The sequence below is a fragment of the Aquirufa nivalisilvae genome (assembly GCF_004307455.1).
GTDB classification, from domain to species: Bacteria; Bacteroidota; Bacteroidia; order Cytophagales; family Spirosomataceae; genus Aquirufa; species Aquirufa nivalisilvae.
This window is the reverse complement of record NZ_SEWX01000006.1, coordinates 1-24,626: the sequence shown is the minus strand read 5'-3', so window position 1 is coordinate 24,626 and position 24,626 is coordinate 1. Positions and strand designations below refer to the sequence as shown.

The following is a 24,626-nucleotide window of genomic DNA, read 5'->3' as shown; positions in this document are numbered from 1 at the left end:
ATTCACGAATAAATAGCCTTATGGAAGTAATTTGAAATAACTGGCAACGAATTTATCCTGAACGATTTTGCCTTGTACTTGTGCTTTTCTAACCACTTTGCAAAATCCGTTTTTGGAATGACTTCCACCATAATCGTTGATATTGGGTCCCTCTACGTAGTATTTCTTATTGTCTAATTTGATGGCCAATTGACAGTCGTCTCCAGGCATATCAAATTGGCAAGAACCACAGCTTGCTTCTACGGTGTAAACTGCTTGTTTTTTATCTAAATGGAGGTATTTCGGTTTGGTATTGGGTACAAAAGCCAAACCAAGACCAATAAAGGTCCACGACATCAGGAAATACATAATCTTTTTCATAAGCTTATATTTAAAGTCCTCCAAATCTAAATTGTAAACCGAAAAACACCATAAGGAGGGCAACTAGGGTGATGAATCGGATGTGTAAAACCATCAAAGGGAGATTATCTATACTCAGCTTAGGAATGATGAAAATACGAGCATGAAGAGCTAATAGTAAGCTCAGTACCAATAGACTTAATTTGATGATAATATTTCGCTGTATAGCATTATCCCAACTAAATAAAATGCCATACTGTAAAATGGCCATCCATACACCTGTGATAATTTGCACGAGTAAACTAGGAATGCCAATAGGTTCAAATGTTTTTTCAAACTGTTGAATAAGCTGAACGTCTTTTTTTAATAAGGCCTTGGGGACAATTTGCAAACTTAAAATGAGATGTCCTCCTACCCAAATACAGGCTCCTATTACATGCAACAAAAGTAAAGTATGGTACAACATCCTTATAAATCTTTCTTTTTAAAATAGCGCAAAGAACAGGCAAAGGGAATTATTACCCAGAGCATTAAGGTGCCGAATGAAATGAGAATTCCACCTGTTGTGCCAAAAAAATCTTTAAAAATGGCACCTGTATACCCCATTAATGCGGATACATCCATTTGCATTAATATTAAAATGCGTGCTAAATCGATTGGGTTCAGCATGCTAATAACAATCATGAATTTTTCTATAGGATAGTCGGCCCATTGAAATAACATGAACAAGACGATGCCGTCAAAAATGATAGCATAAAACAGCCACAGAATAATAGAAAGACCAATTCCTTTGGCTTTGTCCTTTGTTAAAACAGCTGCCAACAAGGCAATTGCCGTAAATATGAAAGTCAAAAGCAATCCGCAAATATCGAGCATTAACCCGAGGAAACTAGGTTCGAAAATGAGGATAACTAAACCCGCCCCAACAAAAAATGCTAATCCTAGTGAGGTAATTAGTCCTATAAAAAGGCTCCACCAAATGGTATTTCTCTTTAAAGGTTGACTCAGAAGAAGTTCAATGAACTCACTGCTATTGTACATGTAAATAGTGGAGAATATCAGACATACCAATGGCACGATCATGAGAATGATATTTAACATACTTAACAAGCCTTTAGAGGAAGTGTCTTCCAAACTAAATACACTTAAGGAAGCCAATAGTAAAATAAGGGTATAGAATATGACAATCCGATTTCGGATGATGTCAGCAATTACATGTTTATATATCTTGTTCATGGTCTTCTAGGCAATGATTTTGGCAATCATTTTGGATAATTTCACCTCTTGGGTCTCTTGCTCTAAATCCCTTAAGGATTTTTGGAATAGAACTTGACCATCTTGCATGTAAATAACATCCGTTATCATTTCATCTAATTCACTCAGTACGTGGGATGATATGATGGTCGTTTTACCTCGAGCTTTTTCTTTTAGAATTTTTTGTTTCAATATTTCTGAAGAAAGGGGATCTAAGCCTGCTGTGGGTTCATCCAAAATCAGGATATCAGGTTGAAATAAAAAAGCAAGACAGGCTCCTACCTTTTGTCGCATTCCTCCCGAAAGTGTTCCCATTCTTTTATGGTAAATTTCTTTTAACTGGTATTGGTCAATTAATTCTTCGTCTAAGTTTTTTTGATCTTTTCGAATATCAATCATCATGGACATAACTTCACCAATGGTCATATTCTCTGGATAGCGTGTCATTTGAGGCATAAAACCAATTTTAGCACGATATGCCCATTCACCCCGTATATCTTCACCTTGAAAAATGACTTTCCCTGAGTCTGGAATGACCATTTGTAAGATACTTTTAATTAAAGTTGTTTTCCCACTTCCATTAGGTCCAATCAAGGCAATACAGGCCCCTGGTCGACAAGTAATGTGCACATCTTTAAGGACCTGCTGATTTCCAAAACGCTTGCTGATATGTTCGGTGATGATCATAATTTGACCGGTTTAATGAGTGGAAATTGATCTTTTAATTGTTCTGGAGTTAAGCTGGGTATTAATTTCTCCGTTTTGTCCATTAAGGCAGAAATGAAACTGCGAAACATAATGAGTGTGGTTGGGTTTTTTTCTAAAATGATGGAAAAAAGGCTGACAGGCCGAAATGGAATATCTCCAATGTGATCTCGGTTTAAATCATAGCCATCGTATTTATCCCAATAATTGCCATCGAAATTGTTCAGAACAAGTGTACCATTGGTACTCACATCAAAAGTGTTGTTCATGAAATTATTATGATGGATGGTCATGTCTTGACAGCTAGCTTGAATTTTAAGCCCCCAGCCATTATTGGAAAAGGTATTTCGATTCATTTTAACTCGACTTACGCCCTCAAGGTAAATTCCCGTCGTATTTTTTTCGAAACGGTTTCCTTGAATAATTCCATCCGAAATCTCTTTGAGTAAAATTCCATAAGAAGCATCCCCCCAATTTTGATGGAAGGTATTGTAAAACATATTGACATGATTCGAAAACATGACGGCTACCCCAGCACCATTATTAGTGAAAACATTGGAGATATAAGTGTCATTGTTGGAAAACATAAAGTGTAGACCATAGCGAAGATTGCGAAATGATCGGTTGTTTTTGATAATTGAATGAGTGACAAATTCAAAATAAATACCGTCACGATGTCCTGTGATGACATTGTTTTGGATTTGCAAATTGCTGCTATTCCAGCAGTGAATACCATTGCCACTTTGCTGCTCTTCTTTGCCATAAGCAATGATTCGATTGTTTTTAATGGTACAGTGCTTGCCATATTGAATATAAACACCAAAGAATGAATGGGTAATTAAGTTATTTATGATTTGTACATATTGGGAATCATATACTTTAATTCCTGCCAAATCTTTTAAACTAGAAATGCCCGAATTCCGAATATGAAAACCTTGGATGGTAACTTGAGATGCTTTTATAGAAAGTACTTCATATTTTCCCTCTCCATCCAATATTGGTAATCCTATGCCCTGAATAGTTAAGGCCTTGTCGATGATTAGATTATGCTCATGATAGATACCGGGTTTAACTAAAATGCGGTCTCCTGCTTGAGCCTGCTGAATAGCAGAAGCTAGGCTTTTAAATCGCTCATTTTTCCCTACATACCAAGTGTTTGCCTGGGTATATGGTACAGACAAGGCGAAGAGAATGAATAAGATAAGGTAAGTTTTAAGGGCAATCATTGACGAATACTTTCCCAAGTTTTTTCTTCCCCAGCTAAAGCTTGGTTGTTTTTGACTAATTCATTTTTATCATTAAAGGCAGCCATATTGCCGGTCATAGGGCTTCCTAATGATGGACTAGAAATATAATAGGCTTGTGTTGCCAGTACTAATTCATGTTTACCTGAAAAGTTGCTAACATAAATATCTTGGACAGCAGTTTCCTTATTGATTTGCAAATAATTCAACAGGCATTTTAGGTCATCAAAAGGGAGAGTCTTTCCTTGTTTGGTTAGTATGGCAGCGGCAAATCGGATGTCGCTTATTCCCATTTTGCAAAAATGACAACTATCTCGACCTACTTGAATGGGTTTGACTTCTATTGTACAAGCTTGAAAAAGGAATAATAGAGGTAAGAAGAATAATACTGATCTGGGGCTTTTGGAAAAACGCCATTCCAAAATGACCCCAGTCAGTAACATCAAACCAATGACTATAAATATCCAACCACCTAAGTCAGGCATAGAATATGCACCAAAATTCAATAATTGTTTGAAGCCAATTAGAGGAGGCTGGTACGCCATGCCAGGCACTTGAATGGCGGCATTGGGATCTAAATCATGTCCATAATCGTATTCCCATTTCCAGAAATCGACCATGGCAATGATACCAAATAAGACGAAGGCTGAAAACAAGGTGTACAATAATTTCTTGCGATTGATCCAAGCACCAATGAAAAACAAAATGGAAAAACCAATGATGATATAAGGCAATATGGAGAATTCAATAAAATCCTCTTTGTGCATGGTCTTCATGCCGATGTAGTGATTTAGGCCATTGATGATATCAACGTTTCCACGGATATCATTGGCATGAATTTGAAGACTCAATCCTTCTGGGTATTGAGGAGCATCTAATTCAATTTTCCAAATCGGTAAGTAAACCACAAAAGGTAATAAAATAGAGGAGATGAATAGCAGCATACGTGCTGGTTTTCCCATTTGTTGAGTATTCATGTGGAGGCATTTAAACTATTTACTAGGAGGCAATAAAACACCATCAATAACATGGATGATGCCATTAGATGCTGGTACAGATGCAATGATCGTAGCAGAATTATTTAACATGATTTTACCATTTTTGATGCTCACAGTGACATTGTCACCATTGACCATTCCCAATACTTGTCCATCTTGTAGGTAATCTGCTTTTAGTGCTGATACGGTTACATGGTATTGAAGTATATTCTGTAAATCAGCTTTTTTCTCATCTGTCATCAAGGCAGCTAAGGTAGCTTTATCTACTTTATCAAAAGCGGCGTTTGTTGGAGCAAAGACAGTAAATGGCCCTGCATTGGATAGTGACGTTACCAAATCAGCTTGTTTCAGGGCAGCCACTAAAGTAGTATGATCTTTTGACCCTACTGCTACTTTGACTACATCTTGTTGGGAATCATCATCTTTGACGTTTTCTTGACCGCCAGCATTGGCAGTTGTTTCCGTTGTACTGGCAGAAGTATCTGCTTCCGAGCTAGAACAAGCTGCCGTGAACATGAACATAGCAGCCAATATAGTTATGGATAAAACTTTCATAATGTTCAAATTAACATGGATGAAAAGGAGAGTATAGAGCACCATACTCTCCTGTATTATTTAGTTTTTGGCTATCGGTTTGGTTTTCCCTAGGCTAAAGCTGATAGGAACACTACTGCCTTTGGGTGATACTCGGATGTAGCCCGACATTTCTTGGTGTAATGCACTACAAAAGTCTGTGCAGTACATTGGGAAGATCCCCACTTTATCAGGTTCCCACTTCATGGTTTGGGTTTCACCTGGCATAATCAATAATTCTGCATTGGTGGCACCTTTGATAGCAAATCCATGAGGAACATCCCAATCTTGCTCTAGGTTGGTTACGTGGAAATACACCACATCCCCCATTTTGATACCTTCTATGTTGTCCGGAGCAAAGTGAGAACGAATGGATGTCATGTACACATGGACCACATTTCCTTCTCTAACTACCTTGGCTTGGCCTTCTCCCTTAGTTACGTACTTGTTCTGATTCTCATTAATCTTGTAAAACTTAATGGAACGGTCTTTGATTAAGTCTGCCGAAATAGCTTGCGCATAGTGCGGTTCACCGATGGTCGGGAAGTCGAGAATCATCTCCATCTTATCTCCACTGATGTCATACAGTTGCGCACTTTGAGTTAACTCTGGGCCAGTAGGCAAGTAGCGATCTTTGGTGATTTTATTATAAGCGATTAGGTATTTAGCATTCGGTTTTTTACTGTCTCCACCAGGGATACATAAGTGACCTACAGAATAGTAAGTTGGCGCACGATCAAGTACTTTCAAATCTTTGATGTTCCATTTAACCACTTCACTAGATACAAAGAAGGTAGTATAAGCATTTCCTTTTCCGTCAAATTCAGTGTGCAATGGTCCAAGACCTGGTTTTTTCACTTCACCGTATAATGCTGCTTCGTATTTGATCACCGGAATGCCTTCAAAGCTACCGTCAAACTGTTTTCCTTCGATAGCCTTAATCATTTTGTCAAAGCTAAATACAGGTATTAATGCAGCTAATTTGCCTGAACCTACAATGTATTCGCCTGTTGGGTCCACGTCGCATCCGTGAGGAGATTTAGGGCAAGGAATGAAATAGCAGATATCTTTTAATGCTTTAGCGTCTAAAACCAAGACCTCTTTTTTCATTTCAGAAGTAGCAGTGTGGGTCTTCTCACTGTATTTATTATGCGCATATTTGGCAGCTATACGTTTTGCTTTTCCAGCTTTGATATATTCTTCAGCTTTTTTCCAATTGACGGCCATAATGAAGTCTTTGTCGCGCTGAGAAGCGTTCACTTCTAATAAGGTATTCGCTTGTTCTGTATTATAGCAGCTAAAGAAGAACCATCCATTGGACTTACCTTTTCCTGCATGACTAAGGTCAAAATTTACCCCAGGACATTCAATTTGGAAGGCCAAATCCATTTCCCCGCTTTCCTTTTTCACTGATATAAAGCTGATATATCCTTTGAAGTTTTCTTTGTAGGTATCAATCGGAATATCACCATTGGCATTATCTGGCGGAACAGAGAAACGTGTACCAGCTACCACATATTCGGTATTTTCTGTGATGAAAGGAGAGGAGTGATTACCAGCACTATTCGGTAGCTCAATGATTTCAGCTGTTTTAAAGCTAGCTAAATCTATACGTGCCACACGAGGAGTGTTATTGGCATTTCCGAAAATCCATCTTCCATCTACTTCTCCATTTGTTTGAGAGAGCTCAGTATGGTGAAGGTCATCCCAAGGGACAAATCCATGTGAAGTATTTAACATCGGTTTTGTTTCTTCACTATAGCCATAACCTTTTTCAGGATCAACTGAAAAAACAGGAATTACACGGAATAAACGACCACTAGGTAATCCATAGACACTCATTTGTCCAGAGAAACCTCCGGATACCAGATTGTAAAATTCATCATATTTACCTGGGGCTACATAGGCTTTTTCCGCAGAACCTGAGGAAGAAGCGTTTCCTGCGTTTTTAGGTTTACAAGATTGAAATGTCAATCCTGTAATCATAAAGAGCGCTAGGATTTTGGTTAAATTAGTCTTCATGTGCTTAATTATTTGGTTGAAATTTATTTTACGCCGTCGTTTTGACGCATGAACTCATATAATGATTTAGCTTCATCATCACTTAGGTTTTGATTCGGCATTCTTACAAGGCATATTTCAAGCTGAGCTTGAGCAGCAGGATCTTTGTTAATCATTTCATCCGTGTTGGTCATGAAATTCAAAATCCAAGCAGGTGTATGACGACTAGTTACTCCTTTCCAACCTGGACCAACTAATTTTTCATCTGTTAATTTGTGACAGCTACCGCATTTTACATCGGATGTTGCTTTTCCTTTTTCAGCTAAAGCTTTATCAAGGGTAGGGCTGACGACAACATCACTAAATTTTCCTGTTCCACGTTTTGGATCATAATCTGGGTTTCCACCTGTACTTTCAGAGGAGGCTGCTTGGGAACTTGATTCCGAGGAAGAACTGGATTCATCATTACTTCCACAGGACGTTAGCCAAAGGCTCAGGGCAAGCATCATTGTTACTGTTTTCATTGGATTAATTTTTTGTTGAGACAATGTTAGAGCCCAGATTTTTTGAACTTTATGCGTGCAATCATAAAGCATACGTTTGAGTCTATACGTATATAATATAGGTATGTTAATTTCCTGAAAATCAACGTATTGGATTGATTTTCAGCACATTTGGCTAAATGTGATTTTAATCATAAATTGACATGATTTAGCTCATATTTGAACTCATCAGAAAGCACTTGTTTCGCTAAAATTTTCCATCATGATAGACGAAAAATTATTAGTTTCTTGGGGAGGGACTTACCGTACTTTAGAAAAAAATGAAGTCCTATTTTCGGAAGGAACAGAATGTCTATTTTATTACCAAGTAGCGGATGGCCAATTGAAATGGGTTAATATTTCGGATGATGGAAAGGAATACCTGCAAAGGTTGATCAATCCAGGCGAAAGTCTAGGAGAGATGCCTTTGTTTGATGATGGACCTTTTGCGGCATCTTCTTTTGCCATGGTAAAATCAACTGTGATTCGACTGCCCAAAGCGTCATTTCTTGCCATGTTAAGGGAGCATCCAGATATACATTTTGAAATTTCCAGGCGCTTATCCCAGCACCTTCGATTCAAGTTTTTCATGTTGAAGGAAGTAACTAGTAATGAACCGGAAAAATTGGTAGTAGCTGTTTTAAACTATTTGAAGGAAACCCAACAATACGTTTCATTAGAAGATCATTTAGTGCATTTGACTCGTCAGCAAATTGCAGATTTAACGGGTTTGAGGGTTGAAACAGTGATTCGTGTTATCCGAAATTTACATTTGGAAGGGAAGTTGAAAATCGAAAACCGAAAAGTTTTTTTGTTTGAATAAGAATAAGGCATGAAAGGTAAGGGAGCAAGTTTTTGGTTGCAAGTAGCATTATTTAATCTGGCAGTAGTCGCTATTTTAGGAGTTTTGCTTCGCTATAAAATTGCCTTTTCTTTTCCCCTAATTCATCAAAAGCACCTTTTGCATGGACATTCTCATTTTGCATTTTCGGCATGGGTGGGTCAAATGATTATGACTTTGCTGGGATATACACTACAAGAAAGAAACCCAAGTCTTGGACGATTTGAATTTACTTCGTTATTAGCTTGGAATACCATCGTGGCATTTTTGATGCTTTTCGCCTTTGTTTATCAAGGCTATGGTCATATTTCCATCTTTTTTTCTACATTGAGCACAGCCATTAATTTTCTTTATTGTTTTCGAGTTTGGGTATTTTTGAACCAATCGTCTAGCCGTTCAACAGGGGATTATTACATCAAAGCCAGCATCATTTTTAATGTTTTATCTTCTTTGGGAACCATCTTTTTGGCCTATTTGATGTCCAACAAAATCAATCATCCTGAGAAGTATTTAGCATCTGTTTACTACTATTTACACTTTCAATACAATGGTTATTTTATCTTTTCTTGCTTAGGGCTTTTTGCTTATTTTTTAGATCAAATAGGTGTCAATGTTGCTCATTCAAGACGTGTATTTTGGCTATTTGCGGGTAGTTTGGCGCCCGCCTATTTACTATCCATCATGTGGGCCAAATTGCCCTTGTTGGTGTATGTATTACTAGTCGGTGCAGCGTCCATTCAGTTTTTGGCTTGGTTTTATTGGCTATATCAAGTGACAAAGGTGCGATCTCAAATAAAACAAGGTATCCCAGCTATGGTAAGCTTTTTATGGATCTTAGTGGCCTTAGCAGCAAGCTTAAAGTTTATTCTTCAATTACTCTCCATTATCCCTAGTTTGAGTGAATATGCTTTTGGCTTTAGGCCAGTAGTTATTGCCTATTTACATTTAGTTTTATTGGGTGTAGTAAGTTTGTTTTTACTAGGTTTTGCTCTTTGGAAAGAATACATCCATTTTAATGGGATGTTAAAACTCGCTTTAGGAATATTTATTGGAGGTGTATTTTTCAATGAATTTATCCTGATGCTGCAAGGAATGAGCTTTTTGAATTTAGTTCAAATTCCATTTAGTAATGAAACCTTGTTTGGGATAGCTATTATGATGTTTCTAGGCGCATTAGGAATATTTTTGAGTCAAAGAGTGAAAAAATATAATTGATTATTAATCTGCTTATATAAGCTTAATCGCATAATTTTGCGAACCACCATGAAACGAATCATTGCCATCCTTTTACTGATTGCTATTCAATTGCCTCTTATGAGTCAATGGGCATCTGTGGCATACTATCAAGTGAATCGAAATTATATTGCTAAAAATCTTTGCGAAAATCGGGATAAGCCTAAGTTGAATTGTAATGGTCAATGTTATTTGGCCAAAAAATTAAAGGCTGCAGAAGATAAAGAGCAAAAAACGAATTCAGAGCGTTTAGAAAAAATGCCGGAAATTCAATTGGCTTGTGAGCAAATGGCAAGTCTAGCTTTTCAAATATCATTTTCTGATTTTTCCGAAGATCATTTTTTACATGCTGAGATGACAGCTCAGTCCTCCATTCTTTTGCCTTTTCATCCTCCTCAGTGTAGCTAATTTCTTGGTCTTTTGGCTCGATAGCTTCTATCAAGCCTATTTTCTCATGTAAATTAGTTAAAAATGAAAGCTATTATTATAGCGTTGTTTTGCTTGCTATCAATCGCAAGTAATGCGCAACAACGCACCTATAAATTACTAAATTCCATTACCCAAGAGCCCATCATTGGCGCATCCTTAATTCATTCCAATAAAATCATCGCTTTAAGTAATGAACGAGGCGAGTTCTTAGTAAACTCTCTACAACCTTCGGATGAATATGTAATCACTTCCTTAGGTTTTCAAGCCTTAACATTGAAAGGGGCAGATTTCAATTCCATCATTCAGCTGGAAGAGGCTTCCTTGGATTTGGCTACAGTGGTGGTAACTGCTTCCCGACAAGCTGCTGTTAGAACGGAAACTCCTGTGGCCATTCATAAAATTAGTGCTACTTTGTTGCAGGATACCAAAGCCATTCAGCTAACGGAAATCATCAATAAAGTGCCAGGAGTGGTCATGTTGAATTATAACAATGAGCAACATGCCATGGGGATTCGTCAGCCATTCGGGACATCTCCCTATTTTTTGTACATGGAAGATGGTTTACCATTGCGTCCATTAGGCGTTTTTAATCATAATGCACTTATTGAAACCAATATTCAAGGTTTAAATTCAGTGGAAGTCATTAAAGGACCAGCCTCCTCCTTATATGGACCTGAGGCAGTAGGTGGTGCAATTAATCTAATTAGTAAAATGGCACCGGGGACTCCTACAGCATCCATTGGCTTTCAAGCTGATGAGTGGGGATATGCTAGGAGCCAATTTACGGCAGGTGGCCAATTGAGTAAAAAATGGTCATTGATGACGGGTGGCTATATAGCCCGACAAAAAAATGCTTGGGCTTCCAATTCTGATTTTGATAAATCATCCATCAATGTTCGTTTGGATTATCAAATATCCCCGAATACAAAATTATGGTCTTCATTTGCCTATAATGATTACTTTTCGCAAACAGGAGGTAATATAGATAGTATCGGATTTTATTCAAGAACCTATAAAAGCCCAGCTGATTTTACCTATAGAAGTTCTTTTTCTTCTCGTTCTAGAATCACATTAGAGCATAAAGGATCAAATCATTCATTTTCAAGTTTGACGGCCTTTTATCGGGAAAATTCTTTGGGACAAAATCCGGCATATAGTATTGCTTGGACAGCCCCATCAACCACGGCTTCTGGACAAATCAATTCAAATGATTTTACCAGTTTGGGTATCATGGGGCAACATAGTCGGCAATTCACTTGGCTTAATGCTAAATTGATTACTGGCTTTTTGTTGGATCGTTCTCCTAACACATATTGGGCTTATCGAATTAATTTGAATGCGACACTTCGTCCAGATAAAAAATCGGTTGAGAAATATGAAATAGCCTCCATACTACCAAATTCCTATTTAGCCAATTACCAAGCTGTAATTTGGAATAAGGCTGTTTATGCTCAATGGGATTTGCATCCTATTGAACAATTACGCATTTCTTTAGGGGGACGATTTGACGATATGTCATTTGATTATTCTAATTATATCGATCAAAGTACGGGAACTAAGTCTTATGCTCAATTTTCACCTAAGATAGGTATGACTTATGAAGCTAGTCAAGCAGTTGGATTTTATGCCAATTATTCCAAAGGATTTTCCCCTCCAGCATTATCTGCCGTATTTAGAGCGCGTCCTGCTGCTCAAGCAATTGCTACCGGAGAAAAGTTTTATTTAAGTATTGATCCAGCCGTTTTTGATAATTACGAAGTTGGTGGATGGGCTTCCTTATTTCAATCCAAAGTATTTCTAGACTATTCTATTTATCGAATGAATGGCCAAAATGAATTATTAGGTATTCGTCAGCCAGATAATTCGACGGACTACCAAAGTGCAGGTAAAACCTTGCATGAAGGCATCGAGTATGCCATTTCTTATCGCCCAGATAATCAATGGAGTTTTCGATTCGGTGGTACAAATGCCCGACATATGTTCGTGGATTTTGTTCTAAGTCAAAAAGCGAGCGATGCTTTAAAAAATGTCAATAATAAAGAAATGCCTCAGGCACCTCATTTTGTGGCTAATGTGGAGATTACTTACAAACCCAATTGGGTTAAAGGAGCTCGAGTAGCTTTAGAATGGCAAAGAATTAGCTCATGGTATCAAAATCAAGTGAATACAGTTTCCTATGCCGAACTGGGATTTGGAGGACTTCCTGGAGTCTCGGTATTGAATTTACGACTAGGATATCAGTGGAAAGCTTACCAAGTTTTCATGAATGTGATGAATCTGAGTAATGAATTATACGCTAATTCCGCCAGTAGAGGAAATAATGCTACTGACAAAAGTACCTTCACGCCTGCTGCACCTAGAACCATCAATGTAGGATTGCAAGTGGATGTTTTTCAATTGTTTAAATCGAAATAATCATGAAATATTCTTTCCTTTTACCTTTTGTTTTGTTGACCTATTTGAGTGTAGGTCAACAAATCTCCAATCCGAAGCATGTTGCTCAAGATCCGTCATTTACACGTAAGCAAGACGGAAGCTTAGTACTTTCTTGGGTAGAGAAGCAAGGAGATACGGTTTTGCTTTTTCGAAAAATTTGGGATAAAACACGTCAGTCTTGGTCTAGCAATGAACTTATTCCTATACATCCAGAGGCTTCAACTCATGCTGAAGGAATGCCCAAGCTATCTTATAAAGCGGATGGTACTTGCATTTTAATGTTTGAACTAAATAAACCTAGTGAGAAATCTCGGTTTAGCGGTGACTTGTATTATGCCATGGAGAAGCAAGGTCAATGGAGCAAAGCCCAAACAATACACCGAGATACTACGGCAGGTTTGAGTCATTCTTTTGGTAAAATATTTCCTTTAGCTAATGGAGAAGTGGGGGCACTTTGGCTGGACGTGAAATTGGGGCCCAAAGGAAGAACATTGGTATATGCAGCGACTTCAGCAGGTCAGGGATTTGGTGAAATGAGGGTTTTGGATAAACAAACCTGTGAATGTTGTCGGATTGATGCATTGGCAGATAATCAGGGAAACATTGATCTGATTTATCGAGATTTGAATGATCTAGGAGAAAGGGATATGGCTTATATCCATTCCAATGATTTTGGAAAGACATTTACTCCACCCGTAACATGGATGGCGGATCATTGGCAAGTCAATGCTTGTCCACATGCTGGCCCAAGCTTAGTAAGAGGGCCACATGGTTTAGAAGCTACTTGGTATACGGGAGCTAGTAGTGGTTCAGGAATAAAGTGGGCATATCAAGATAAAAAAGAATTGATTTTGCATTTGAAAGGAGATAAATATCGACAAGCTCAACTAGCCTCCAATGCTCATGGTGAAGTCGCCTTGGTATATGCTCAAATCAAACAAGAAGGTGAGCGATATTTCAAGCAAATAGGCATGTATGTAAAAGATCAGCAAGGGAAACTGCGCCACCAATGGATATCTGATTCAATAGCAGATTGTTCTTATCCAGTCATTCAATGGAATGGAAAAAAATGGTTAGTTGCTTATGAATCTTGGAAAGGAGAGGAGCGGGTGATTGAAGTGAAAGAAGTCAAGTAATCAGTATGAATGTAAATAAAAAGCCCCAGCATTGGCCGGGGCTTTCTTTTGTTTAGTTTGTTGAATTGATTGTTAATAAGTAAAGCGGAGCGTTACGCCATAAGTAGCAGGATCTCCCAATACAGCGGCATAGTGACCTGCACTTCCCGCAGCTGGTAATAATTGCTCAAAGTAATTACGATCTAGGATGTTTCTTCCCCAGAGTAAAACCGAGAATCCATTTGATGCACGGAATCCAATTCTTCCATTGACAAGGTTATATCCTGCAATATTCAAGTATTGAGAAGGAGAGGCACTAGAGGAGAAAGTAGAACGAGCATAGGTATCTAGGCCGATGAAATAATTACCTTTTAACGATAAGAATTTACCTGAATTGATATATTCACCACTCAATGAACCAGCCCATTTGGAGATACCTGGTAATTCTCCACCCGATACATCTTTGAATGCTGATGTTCCACCAGTTTCCTCTAAAGGTACCGGAGCATTTTTGAATGATACATAAATACCATCTGTATAAGAAAGTGCACCAGTAAATGAGAAGTGGCTATTTAAGCGAATACTACCATCTAATTCAATTCCTTGTACTCGAACTTTTTCTGCATTAGCCAAATAACCTCTGTTAACACCTACCTCAGCAGTTTGAACTTGAGTTTGGTAATCTTTGATATCAGTGTTGTATAAGGTAACATTTAAAGTCGATTGAGCACTTGGTTTGGTTTTTAATCCTACTTCATAATGAGTAACATATTCTGGGTTAACTCTAGCTAAATCTAAAAGAACGGCTCCATTGGCGGTAGGTAATCCTCCCAAGTTAACTCCAACAGGTTTATAGCTATTAGCAAATGTTCCAAATAAGTTGAATGTTTTGCTAGGTTTGTAGGCCAAAGTAATTTGACCTGAAACGTTGTTTTCATTCACACTGAAATTGAATGCTTGATTGGTATATAAGCCATTTTTCAAGGCAATTAAGGCAGGATCGGTAGTCTGTAAGCCACCATAGGTCTCACGTTTATAATCCACATCTTTTTTATCGTAGTTGAAACGAATACCTGGCAATACATGTAATTTATCCGATATCTTCCAATCAACTTGACTAAATACGGCAGCACCAAAAGTATGTAGTCTCGATGTAGTTTTAGTTCCGAAACCATCAAATAAGCCTGGTGTTTTCCAAAGAGCTGAAGTTGAACTTTGCGCAAATCTCCATTGTGCAGAACCAGATTCTTCGGTTTGTACAGGATCCGAAGTTAGGATTTGATCAATTAAGAATACACCAAAAACACCGCTTAATCTTTCTGAGAACTGTCCAGCATACCGAATTTCTTGTGTCCATTGATCATGTCTTGAGTTTCCTTGCGACTTAGTCAATACGGGCAATCCGATGAAATCACGGTCATTGGAAGGATCCCATATCCAATAGCGCCATGCCGAAGTAGAAGTTAAAGTTCCTTTTCCAATTTTGGCATCTACATTAATAGAAGCACCACCAAAATCATTGTTTACTCTCCAAGGAGAATCTGCATCAGTAATACGATCAAATGGATTTGTTGTAGGTAATTTATACCCTAAATCAGCAATAATTGCATTGAATTGACGGTAGGCAGCACGTTTAGTGGGAACCACTCCAGCTACTACAGTTGCATTTCCATCTGGTCTTTGTCTGGCATTATCTCCTGCGAAAGTGATATTGACATTTTCAGAAGGAGTATATAGTAATTGTGCTCTAAATCCTAGGTTGTTTAGTGTATTGGTCGGTTTTAACGTTGTCGTATTGAAAATAGTACCATCTCTTTGAGTTCCAGAAAAGGAAACTCTAGCCGCTAATTTTTTACTAATTGGACCCGTTACGGATGTTTTAACTTGGATGTAGTTTAAGTTACCATAACTAGCTTCAAATGTAGCACCAGGGGTAAAGCTTGGTGTTCTAGTAGTGATGTTAAAAGCCCCGGCTGTTGTGTTTTTTCCAAAAAGCGTTCCTTGGGGTCCACGCAATACTTCAATGCGGTCTACATCCACAAAGTCAATGGCTGTAGCTGCTGGTCGAGCATAATATACGCCATCAACATAAAAGCCTACTCCAGGATCAATTCCGTCATTGGTTAGTCCAAAAGATGATCCCAAACCACGGATGTTCAAGGTTGTATTTCGACCATTGGATGAGTACAATTGTACAGATGGAATTAATTCCTTTAAACGATTTGGGTTAAAAGCTCCAGCATCTTCAGCCACAGCTCCACGTATTACGGAAATGGGAATTGGAATATCCTGAATGGATTCTTGACGTCTTCTAGAAGTTACAACCACATCAGTCAACTCATTTGTACTTTCTTCAATGGCTATTTCTACTTTATTGCTATTGATGATGACTTCTTTCTTTTGGTATCCAACGTATGATACTACCAGGGTAAAGGGTAATTTTTGGGCAGTAATCAAAGAAAACTCTCCATTGGCATCTGTTGATGCTCCGTTGGTAATTCCTTTAATGTACACGGAGGCACCAATAATGAACTCATTTGTTTTGGCATCAATTACTTTGCCTGTTATTTTGGCATTGATGGTAGGTTTATCTTGGGCGGAGGCTAGGAGTGGTAATACCAATGCCGTTAGTAAAATGAATAATTTAGAAATTTGTTTCATGGGATGTTAGAGATGGGTTACGGTTATTTTATTTGTAATTAAATCTATGTATTTAGTAGACTATTTGAATTAAAAAAATCTCAGAGGTGAGTCTGAGCCTTACTTGTTTAAAATCTGAATGCAAAGTAAACAGATAATCCTATTTAGTATATCATTTTAGTATAGTATTTGATAAAGTTCTTTGTATTTTTTAGTAAAAAATTAAAATAGTTCAATATTTACTCATGGAAAAGTGTTAAAATCAAGGAATTTGACACTTTTTTTAAGGGAAAAAAATGAATTGAAATTTATTTAATTCACAATAAATTTTCGGGAACTATTAAAATGTCAGGTTTACTCAGGTTTGTTTTTCATTGGAATTCATTTAAATTAGGACTAATAAAAACCTATTTAAATCAACGATTGTATTCTTTTCAAAATAGAAAATGGTGCAATCTTCATCCTTCATTATATGAATAAAGCGGTTTCCGTTTCTGCTTTGAGTAGGAGAGATACCCAAGTGTCCATCCTGATCATTGGATTTATGTTTTTTATCTTTGGTTTTGTATCCTGGGTAAATGCCATCTTGATTCCATATTTTAAGATTGGTTGTGAATTGAGCAATTTTCAAGCCTATTTTGTCACTTTTGCCTTCTACATTTCTTATTTTGTCATGTCGGTTCCTGCCTCTTTTCTTTTGAAAAAGGTTGGTTTTAAACGGGGTATGATGTTGGGGTTTTGGCTTATGTCCTTGGGTGCTTTCATCTTTTTACCTGCTTCCATGACCCGTACATATCCTATATTTTTAATAGGTCTATTTACCCTAGGCGCAGGATTAGCCATATTGCAAACTGCCGCTAATCCTTATATCACGGTATTGGGGCCGCAAGAAAGTGCAGCACAGCGTATATCCATCATGGGGATATTCAATAAAGGTGCTGGAGTATTAGCACCATTAGTCTTTGCTGCTGTAGTATTAAAAGCGACGGACAGTGATTTATTTAAAAACTTAGCTTCCATGACAGGCGAAGCCCGAAATGCGGCCTTGGATGAGTTGGTTGGACGAGTGACCATACCCTATGCTATTGTTGGTTCTGTCTTATTTTTATTGGGTTTATTGGTGCGTTATTCCCCTTTACCTGAAATTGATACAGATTCGGAGTCAGAGGAGCAAGCTTTATCTAATTCTGGAAAGACCAGTATTTTTCAATTTCCACATTTAATTTTAGGGGCTGTTGCTATCTTTTTACATGTTGGGACACAAGTAATTGCCATTGATACGATCATTGGATATGCTGGCTCTATGAACATAGCTTTGTTAGAAGCTAAGGTATTTCCTTCTTATACTTTATTAGCCACCATTGCGGGTTATATCTTGGGAATCATATTCATTCCTAAATTTATTTCTCAGGTAAATGCCTTCCGAATCTGCACACTTTTGGGTAGCTTATTTACTTTAGGGATTATTTTTGGACATGGAGATGTTCTATTTCTAGGCCATCAAGTAGATATTTCCATTTGTTTTGTAGTCTTATTGGGACTTTCCAATTCGTTGATTTGGGCGGGTATTTGGCCTTTGGCTTTGGATGGCTTGGGTAAATTTACCAAACTGGGTGCATCTATTCTGATTATGGGCTTATGCGGGAATGCCATCATGCCTTTGTTTTATGGATATTTAGCCGATATCTATGATTTGAGATCAGCTTATTGGGTGTTATTCCCTTGTTATTTATACCTCGTTTTTTACTCAGTTTACGGCCATAAAATCAGAAGATAAAATTTCTGAATCACCTATTTATGAAAAATTATACAAACTCTCGAAGACAATTTTTACAACATAGTACTTTGGCGGGATTGGCTTTAGCCAGTTCAAATCCATGGAACAGTTTGCCTTTTAACTCAATGTTAAATAAAGCTGAAGCTGGGAAACGCATTGGAATCATTGGATTAGATACTTCTCATGTTACTGCTTTTACTAAAGCTTTAAATGCTCCAGATGCTAGTCAATATGCTGGATATAAAGTTGTTGCGGCTTATCCTCAAGGAAGTAAAGATATAATTTCTAGTACTGAAAGAATTCCTGCATATACCACTGAAGTACAAAAATATGGGGTGGAAATTGTGAATTCCATTCAAGAATTATTGAAAAAAGTGGATGTGGTCATGTTGGAAACCAATGATGGGCGATTGCATTTGGAGCAAGCTTTAGAAGTTTTTAAAACTGGGAAAAGGATGTTCATTGATAAGCCCATTGCAGCTTCTTTGAAAGATGCTGAAGCTATATTTGCTGCATCAGAAAAATATAAAGTACCTATATTTTCAGCGTCTTCCTTGCGTTTTTCCCCAAGTGCTCAAGAGATTAGAGCAGGAAAAGTAGGAAGAGTGATTGGGGCTGATGCCTATAGTCCCATGAAAATTGAAAAGACCCATCCCGATTTGTTCTGGTATGGAATTCATGGAGTTGAGACCTTATTTACCATGATGGGCACAGGTTGTCAATCTGTTAATCGATATATCAACGATGAACAGGAAGTGGTAGTAGGAGTTTGGAAAGATGGCCGTATCGGTACTTTTAGAGGATTGAAAAATGGAAAACAAGAATATGGGGGCACTGCTTTTGGTGCCAATTCTGTTGCACATTTAGGCCCATATGGCGGCTACGATCCTTTATTGATTAAGATTATCGAATTTTTTGAAACAGGAAACCCTCCCGTTTCAAAAGAAGAAACCTTAGAAATATTTGCTTTTATGGAAGCAGCCGATGCTAGTAAAAACCAACAGGGTGCTAAGGTCAATTTAGCCGATATGTATTCAAAAAAATAAACCTCTTATTAAACGATGAAAATAGTATATAGTTTATTGATTATTAGTGCTTTATGTTCGTGCTCGCGAGATAATGTGTTGACTAAGAGTGAAAAATCAGCTGGGTTTATGTTGATGTTTGATGGTAAAAGTACCCAAGGTTGGCGCGGGGCATTCATGAATGAATTTCCTAAGAAAGGTTGGGTGATTCGAGATGGAGCCTTGCTGGGGGAATTGAGCAATGGTGGTGAAGCAGCCGATGGTGGTGATATTGTTAGTTTGAAAAAATACAAAAACTTTGATCTTCGATTTGATTGGAAGTTAGGTAAGTTGGGTAATTCAGGAGTTAAGTATTTGGTGGAAGAAAAAATGCCCAAAGCAACGGGAGGTTCGCAACCAGGTTATGAGTATCAGTTGATTGATGATGCGGATTTCATTTATAACGACAAGCACTTACCAGCAGATATTAAAACAGGATCATTGTATCAAATAGCGGCTGCCCAAAAACCAGACGTGAACATTGCTGTTTGGCATACTTCTAGAATCGTTTTTAATAATGATCAGATAGAACACTATTTAGATGGGAAATTGATTGTATCGATCAACCGAAAATCCAAAGCATTTTTGGATGGTTTCCAACAAAGCAAGTTCAAGTCATTTCCCAATTACCCAACTATACAAGAAGGGCATATCTTATTGCAAGATCACGGACATAACGTGGCCTTCAAAAATATTAAGATTAAGGAATTATAAGTTATATACGATTCGGCCATTGACCATGGTCATTTGGATGTTGATATCCTGATCAAATATGAGGATATCAGCATCTTTACCTGTAGTCAAACTCCCTTTTTGATGGTCAATCTTCATGATTCTGGCAGGTACAGCTGAAATCATCTGAATAATTTCTAATAAAGGAGCATCCGTCTTTTGGAGCATCGTTCTCACCAATCGATCGGCCGTAGCAATGCTTCCTGCAAATGCACTTCTGTCTGGTAATTTAGCTACCCCATCTTCGACTATCACGGCTAGCCCTTTATCCTTATGCCCTAAAATAGAATTTCCTGGAGGAAGTCCTGCTGCCCTCATGGCATCCGTAATCAATGCAGTTTTTTTAGCTCCTTTGATTTTATATACAAGCTTCAAAAGAGGGGATGGTAGATGTACTCCATCAGCAATGATTTCCACATCCATATCATCAATCAAATAACCAGCTTCTACTGCTCCCGCAAAACGAAAAGCATTTTTTCTGGTGACACCTGACATGGCAGAATAAAAATGAGTTGCTAAACGATAGCCATGAGCGAAAGCTTTTTCAACCTCCTCATAAATGGCATCAGTATGCGCTAGGGCAACTAAAATACCTTTGGAATTGACATAATCACCGAACTCTATGGCACCGGGTAATTCAGGAGCAGCCGACCAGCGTTTAATACAATCGTAATTTTCTAGTATGAATTGGTATTCTTCAGGATCAGGATTTCGGATGTATTTTGGATCTTGAGCTCCTCGCTGACTTAGGGCAAAATATGGGCCTTCCAAATGCATTCCAATAAAACTGGCACCTTCGGTATTGATTTCATTGGCTTTTTGATAAGCATCTAAGGTTAAAATCAAGTCTTCCTTCTCACTAGTTAAGGTCGTAGGAAGCATGGCTGTAGTTCCATATCGAGCATGTGTTTTGGCAATTTCCAAAAAAGCCTCCACGGTACCATCCATGAAATCATGGCCACCACCTCCATGGATGTGGATGTCGATAAAGCCTGGTGATATGTAATGTCCTTTTGCATCTATGGCGATCGCATCTGGATAATCAATATCTCCAGCTTTTACTTCCACAATTTTCCCGTTTTCAATCAATACTGTTCCATTGGGTATAATTTCATTCGGTAAAATGACGGCACCATGATGGATTTTATATCGGGATTGATTGGAGTTCATTAGGCGTTAAAGGCTTGTTTTCTGAACGAAGGTGAAAGTAATTCAGCCGAATGTTGATCTAAATACATCGAACAATCAGCATGTTTCTGGAGTATACTGGCAGGAAACCAAGGGCTTACTTCGTTTTCCAAGCAATTTTTAACGGCCTCCGCTTTTCTGAAATCAGGAACAGAACAAATGATTTTTTTTGAAGCCATGATGTGCTGAATCGACATACTAATGGCTTGTTGGGGTACATCTTCCAAGCTAGGAAACCAACCTTCACCCATTTGTTGCTTACGACAAGCTTCGTCCAATTGTACTACGATATAAGGATCTTTTGTTTCAAAATTGGCGGGTGGATCATTGAATGCCAAATGTCCATTTTCACCTATTCCAACTAAGGCTACGTCAATGGGGTGTTGGCGTATAATCTCATTTAATCGGTGGCATTCAGCCTGTGCATCTAGCTCACCATTAATTAGATTGACAGCTTGTAAAGAGGGAACTAATTGTATGAATCGTTCTGTTAAATATTTTCTAAAACTGGCTGGATGAGTGATCGTTAAGCCAATGTATTCATCTAAATGAAATAAGACTACTTTGCTCCAGTCAATATCTTTTTCTTGAATTAATTGATTTAAGGTTTCGAACTGACTCGTACCTGTAGCTAAAATGATATTCGCTTGACCTTTGGATTGTATGGCCTGTTTGATGTGTTCAGCAGCTAAACTGCCAGAAGCTTGTCCTAGATTTTTAGGATCAGAAAAAATATGTAGTTTCAATGTTATAGGCTTTAGACGCGTAAAAAGACCTTTTTGTCATAAAGGAATCTTAAAAATACCCATTTAATTAGGATCACACAAACCACGGAGAGGCAAACTGAATAGCTTTCTCCGAAAATTTGAAATAACCAAGTAAATAAGGCATTGTTGGTATAATCCCAATCGATAAAATGACCTGATAAATAGATAAGAATGGAGTTCATTCCAATAACTTGAAAGAAAAAGGCCCATTTTTGATAACCTTTCACATCCATGATATAATAGAAGAGAGCTAGTAAAAGTAAGCTTAAACCGGTGGTTTGCATCACGAAAGAACTGGACCACATGTTTTTATTAATGGGAAAATCAAGATTCCAGATTTGGGCAATGATGAGGGACGCAATTCCTGCATAGACCATCCATTTGACTTTTTCTAGGCCATTATATTGCTGTTTTTTGAGAAAAATACCAGTCAATATACCTGCTAATGCTGTGCTGATTGCAGGGATATTATTGAAAAAGCCTACTGTATCATGGATTCCTCTGGATAATCTCCCAGGCAAAATACTGCGATCAACATAAGATGCAAAATTCCCAGGTTCACTAAGGTCACCCATGGGAAAACCAGGCGCTGAAGTGAATTTGAGGATGAGCCAATAGCCAATAAGTAAACTAGCAAACCAGATGATTTGAGCTCTCTCTTTAGTGTATAAATATATGATATTGGCTAGCATATAGGCTATACCGATTCTACCTAACACACTTGAAAAGCGGATTTCAGCGATGGGTTTTAATTCTAAACCCTCATTATAGATAATGCCTAAAATGACCAAGGTTAATCCTCTTTGAACGACTTTCTTTACTAACTCAGCTTTACTTTTGCCTTGTTCTAAGGAGCGGCCAATAGAAAATGGAGTAGAAACACCAGCTAAAAATAAAAATAAGGGGAATATCAAATCATAGATACGGAATCCATCCCATTTCACATGTTTAAATTGATGAGCTAATCCTTGCCAAAATGGTGATTGACTTTGCTCTGCAATTTTGTGGAGGAGTTCATCCGCCCCCATAATCCAAAACATATCAAAGCCTCGCAAAGCATCCAATGAATGTAAGCGCTGGCTAATAAACTGATTATTATCTGGATTATTCATCCGTTTAGATTTTAGGTTCCCAACCTTTTTCGTAGGTTCTGCTCCAGAACTTCATGGCTTCTTTATCATTCAAAATGTGTCCATTTTGAGGATCAATTTGTAGGCTTCGGCCTATGCGCTGCGAAATATTACCCAATTGAACCAATAGCGTACTTTGGTGACCACTTAATATATCGGAATTGACAGCTACCCCTTTTTTGATTCCATCAAATAGATTCTGAATATGTAAGGCATCTAAATTTGATGCAGGATCCGCTAAATTTCGTGCATCAACGGCAAAGTCATTTTTCACTTCTTTGACTAGGTTATTCTTTAAGTCGAAGATTTTATACGAATTACCACTTTCAATGAGCATGGAACCTTGCTCGGCATAGAAAATGACCCCTACGCTTTGGCTTTCTACAGATTTACCATTGCAACTGCGCCCTTCCCAAGTGATGAGTGATTTATTTTCAAATTCAAGATTAATCATTTGGGTGTCAGGTGTTTCCCAGTCGTCTTGATAACGGTATCTCCCCCCATTAGAACTAACCTTAGTTGGATAATGTACGTCTAATCCCCAGCGAGCCAAATCAACCATGTGGGTACCGTTGTTTAATGCTTCACCAGTACCCCAATGCCAAAACCAATGCCAATTGTAGTGGATGAGGTTGTCTTTGAATGCTTTTCTGGGAGCTGGGCCTTGCCATAAATCATAATTTAGCCAAGATGGAACAGCGGTTTCTTTTCCTACTCCAATAGAAGCCCGGTTATTGGTATACCATGTTTTGGCATAATAGGGCTTGCCAATGACACCTGCATGTAATTCCGCTATGGCGGCAGCTACATTGGGCCAAGATCTACGTTGGTTACCCATCTGTAGAATTCTTTTGTATTTGGCTGCGGCTTTTACTACCAGTTCTCCTTCATTGGGATTATGTGAACATGGTTTTTCTAAATAGACATGTTTCCCAGCCGAACAAGCTAAAATAGCTGCAGGTGCATGCCAATGGTCAGGAGCTGTCACGATTAAAACATCGACATCCTTATCCTCCAAGGCATTTCGGAAGTCGGGCGTAGCTTTGGGACGTTTATTTTGAATTTTTTCAATGGCATTGATACATATATCTGCCGCACGGGTATCGACATCACTGACGTGTAAGACTTCACAATTTTTTTGTGCCGCAAAATTCTTGCCAACAGCTAATCCCCGACTGTTAACACCCATACAGGCCACGGTAATTTTTTCGTTGGCACCGAGAATATGGCTATAACTTTTAGCTGAAAAGCTGGGAAGAATTCCTCCGATAGATAATACGGCCGCTCCTGTAGAAGCCTTTTTAATGAAGTTTCTGCGCGAATTTTTCATTATTTTGAGTTAAAATAGGTTTATTTGTTGAGCCGAGTATGGCGTTGCTTTTTCAAAGTTATCAATTGCTTCCATTTTTGCAAGCCTGTTCTGAAATGGAGAATGGAGAATGGAGAATGGAGAATGGAGAATGGAGAATGGAGAATGAAAAAACAACCAATTTGTCAATGCCTGAAATAGGTTGACCGTTTAAAAGTAAAATTTTAAACTTAAAATCTATTAATTATGGCCAACAAAAAGTTGTATCTTCAAAGTGTGTCACAAAGACGTCTTCGTCATTTTAGTGAC

Annotated in this window: 23 protein-coding genes; 9 read left to right on the top strand and 14 right to left on the bottom strand. The window is 38.0% G+C overall.

All coding sequences use genetic code 11. From position 1 onward, the window contains the following. Positions 1–18: 18 nt before the first annotated feature. The 9 genes from EWU22_RS13525 to EWU22_RS10725 are packed head-to-tail and all read right to left on the bottom strand — an operon-like array spanning position 19 to position 7,638. Complete coding sequence (locus tag EWU22_RS13525; RefSeq protein WP_231962883.1) at positions 19–360, bottom strand: DUF6370 family protein; 342 nt, start codon at positions 358–360, stop codon at positions 19–21. Between the two features lie 10 nt (positions 361–370). After that, a complete protein-coding gene (locus EWU22_RS10760) occupies positions 371–805 on the bottom strand; it encodes a CopD family protein (protein WP_130925555.1) in 435 nt (144 codons plus the stop codon). Between the two features lie 2 nt (positions 806–807). Further along, positions 808–1,575 (bottom strand): ABC transporter permease subunit, encoded by a 768-nt coding sequence (locus EWU22_RS10755; RefSeq protein WP_130925554.1) that lies wholly within the window; start codon positions 1,573–1,575, stop codon positions 808–810. Positions 1,576–1,581: 6 nt separating this feature from the next. Then, on the bottom strand, positions 1,582–2,280 hold the full coding sequence (locus tag EWU22_RS10750; RefSeq protein WP_130925553.1) for an ABC transporter ATP-binding protein: 699 nt from the start codon (positions 2,278–2,280) through the stop codon (positions 1,582–1,584). Continuing rightward, the gene (locus EWU22_RS10745) at positions 2,277–3,524 is read right to left on the bottom strand and encodes a nitrous oxide reductase family maturation protein NosD (RefSeq protein ID WP_130925552.1); all 1,248 of its coding nucleotides are present in this window, start codon (positions 3,522–3,524) and stop codon (positions 2,277–2,279) included. Before EWU22_RS10745 ends, EWU22_RS10750 begins: the two co-directional genes overlap by 4 nt. Beyond that, on the bottom strand, positions 3,521–4,519 hold the full coding sequence (locus EWU22_RS10740; RefSeq protein WP_130925551.1) for a nitrous oxide reductase accessory protein NosL: 999 nt from the start codon (positions 4,517–4,519) through the stop codon (positions 3,521–3,523). Before EWU22_RS10740 ends, EWU22_RS10745 begins: the two co-directional genes overlap by 4 nt. Positions 4,520–4,534: 15 nt before the next feature. After that, positions 4,535–5,095 carry a fasciclin domain-containing protein gene (locus EWU22_RS10735; RefSeq protein ID WP_130925550.1) on the bottom strand — a complete coding sequence of 187 codons (561 nt, stop codon included), beginning with the start codon at positions 5,093–5,095 and terminating at the stop codon, positions 4,535–4,537. Between the two features lie 60 nt (positions 5,096–5,155). Further along, entirely contained in the window at positions 5,156–7,135 is a 1,980-nt protein-coding gene (gene nosZ / locus EWU22_RS10730; RefSeq protein ID WP_130925549.1) for a Sec-dependent nitrous-oxide reductase, read from the bottom strand. Between the two features lie 23 nt (positions 7,136–7,158). Beyond that, positions 7,159–7,638, bottom strand: a complete 480-nt coding sequence (locus EWU22_RS10725; protein ID WP_130925548.1) for a c-type cytochrome — start codon at positions 7,636–7,638, stop codon at positions 7,159–7,161. A gap of 241 nt (positions 7,639–7,879) precedes the next feature. Here EWU22_RS10725 and EWU22_RS10720 point away from each other — a divergent pair, with 241 nt between their 5' ends. The 5 genes from EWU22_RS10720 to EWU22_RS10700 all read left to right on the top strand — a co-directional run bounded on the left by EWU22_RS10720 (position 7,880) and on the right by EWU22_RS10700 (position 13,731). Then, positions 7,880–8,479: a Crp/Fnr family transcriptional regulator gene (locus EWU22_RS10720; RefSeq protein WP_130925547.1), complete on the top strand. Its 600-nt coding sequence runs from the start codon at positions 7,880–7,882 to the stop codon at positions 8,477–8,479. Positions 8,480–8,488: 9 nt separating this feature from the next. Then, entirely contained in the window at positions 8,489–9,712 is a 1,224-nt protein-coding gene (locus tag EWU22_RS10715) for a hypothetical protein (RefSeq protein WP_130925546.1), read from the top strand. A gap of 48 nt (positions 9,713–9,760) precedes the next feature. Then, entirely contained in the window at positions 9,761–10,138 is a 378-nt protein-coding gene (locus tag EWU22_RS10710; RefSeq protein ID WP_130925545.1) for a hypothetical protein, read from the top strand. 63 nt (positions 10,139–10,201) lie between these two features. Next, positions 10,202–12,574, top strand: coding sequence for a TonB-dependent receptor family protein (locus tag EWU22_RS10705; protein ID WP_130925544.1), 2,373 nt, complete (start codon positions 10,202–10,204; stop codon positions 12,572–12,574). 2 nt (positions 12,575–12,576) lie between these two features. Then, positions 12,577–13,731: a hypothetical protein gene (locus EWU22_RS10700; RefSeq protein WP_130925543.1), complete on the top strand. Its 1,155-nt coding sequence runs from the start codon at positions 12,577–12,579 to the stop codon at positions 13,729–13,731. Positions 13,732–13,803: 72 nt separating this feature from the next. Here the strand turns inward: EWU22_RS10700 and EWU22_RS10695 are convergent, their stop codons facing one another. Beyond that, positions 13,804–16,371, bottom strand: coding sequence for a TonB-dependent receptor (locus EWU22_RS10695; RefSeq protein ID WP_130925542.1), 2,568 nt, complete (start codon positions 16,369–16,371; stop codon positions 13,804–13,806). A gap of 451 nt (positions 16,372–16,822) precedes the next feature. Here EWU22_RS10695 and EWU22_RS10690 point away from each other — a divergent pair, with 451 nt between their 5' ends. Genes EWU22_RS10690 through EWU22_RS10680 form a run of 3 tightly spaced genes read left to right on the top strand, consistent with a single transcriptional unit; the run spans position 16,823 to position 19,905 of the window. Then, on the top strand, positions 16,823–18,127 hold the full coding sequence (locus tag EWU22_RS10690; RefSeq protein ID WP_130925541.1) for a sugar MFS transporter: 1,305 nt from the start codon (positions 16,823–16,825) through the stop codon (positions 18,125–18,127). A 20-nt stretch (positions 18,128–18,147) separates the two neighbouring features. Beyond that, positions 18,148–19,173 (top strand): Gfo/Idh/MocA family protein, encoded by a 1,026-nt coding sequence (locus tag EWU22_RS10685; RefSeq protein WP_130925540.1) that lies wholly within the window; start codon positions 18,148–18,150, stop codon positions 19,171–19,173. Positions 19,174–19,188: 15 nt separating this feature from the next. Then, positions 19,189–19,905, top strand: coding sequence for a 3-keto-disaccharide hydrolase (locus EWU22_RS10680; RefSeq protein ID WP_130925539.1), 717 nt, complete (start codon positions 19,189–19,191; stop codon positions 19,903–19,905). Here the strand turns inward: EWU22_RS10680 and nagA are convergent. Genes nagA through EWU22_RS10660 form a run of 4 tightly spaced genes read right to left on the bottom strand, consistent with a single transcriptional unit; the run spans position 19,900 to position 24,338 of the window. Next, positions 19,900–21,093 carry an N-acetylglucosamine-6-phosphate deacetylase gene (nagA, locus tag EWU22_RS10675; protein ID WP_130925538.1) on the bottom strand — a complete coding sequence of 398 codons (1,194 nt, stop codon included), beginning with the start codon at positions 21,091–21,093 and terminating at the stop codon, positions 19,900–19,902. The two genes, EWU22_RS10680 and nagA, sit on opposite strands and share 6 nt — an antisense overlap. After that, positions 21,093–21,857, bottom strand: coding sequence for a glucosamine-6-phosphate deaminase (locus EWU22_RS10670; protein ID WP_130925537.1), 765 nt, complete (start codon positions 21,855–21,857; stop codon positions 21,093–21,095). The genes nagA and EWU22_RS10670 overlap by 1 nt, the downstream gene beginning before the upstream one ends. Positions 21,858–21,868: 11 nt before the next feature. After that, positions 21,869–22,990 (bottom strand): acyltransferase family protein, encoded by a 1,122-nt coding sequence (locus EWU22_RS10665; protein WP_109323318.1) that lies wholly within the window; start codon positions 22,988–22,990, stop codon positions 21,869–21,871. Positions 22,991–22,994: 4 nt separating this feature from the next. Further along, positions 22,995–24,338 carry a Gfo/Idh/MocA family protein gene (locus EWU22_RS10660; protein ID WP_130925536.1) on the bottom strand — a complete coding sequence of 448 codons (1,344 nt, stop codon included), beginning with the start codon at positions 24,336–24,338 and terminating at the stop codon, positions 22,995–22,997. Between the two features lie 38 nt (positions 24,339–24,376). Here EWU22_RS10660 and EWU22_RS13520 point away from each other — a divergent pair, with 38 nt between their 5' ends. Continuing rightward, the gene (locus tag EWU22_RS13520; protein ID WP_231962882.1) at positions 24,377–24,523 is read left to right on the top strand and encodes a hypothetical protein; all 147 of its coding nucleotides are present in this window, start codon (positions 24,377–24,379) and stop codon (positions 24,521–24,523) included. Positions 24,524–24,626: the final 103 nt, after the last annotated feature.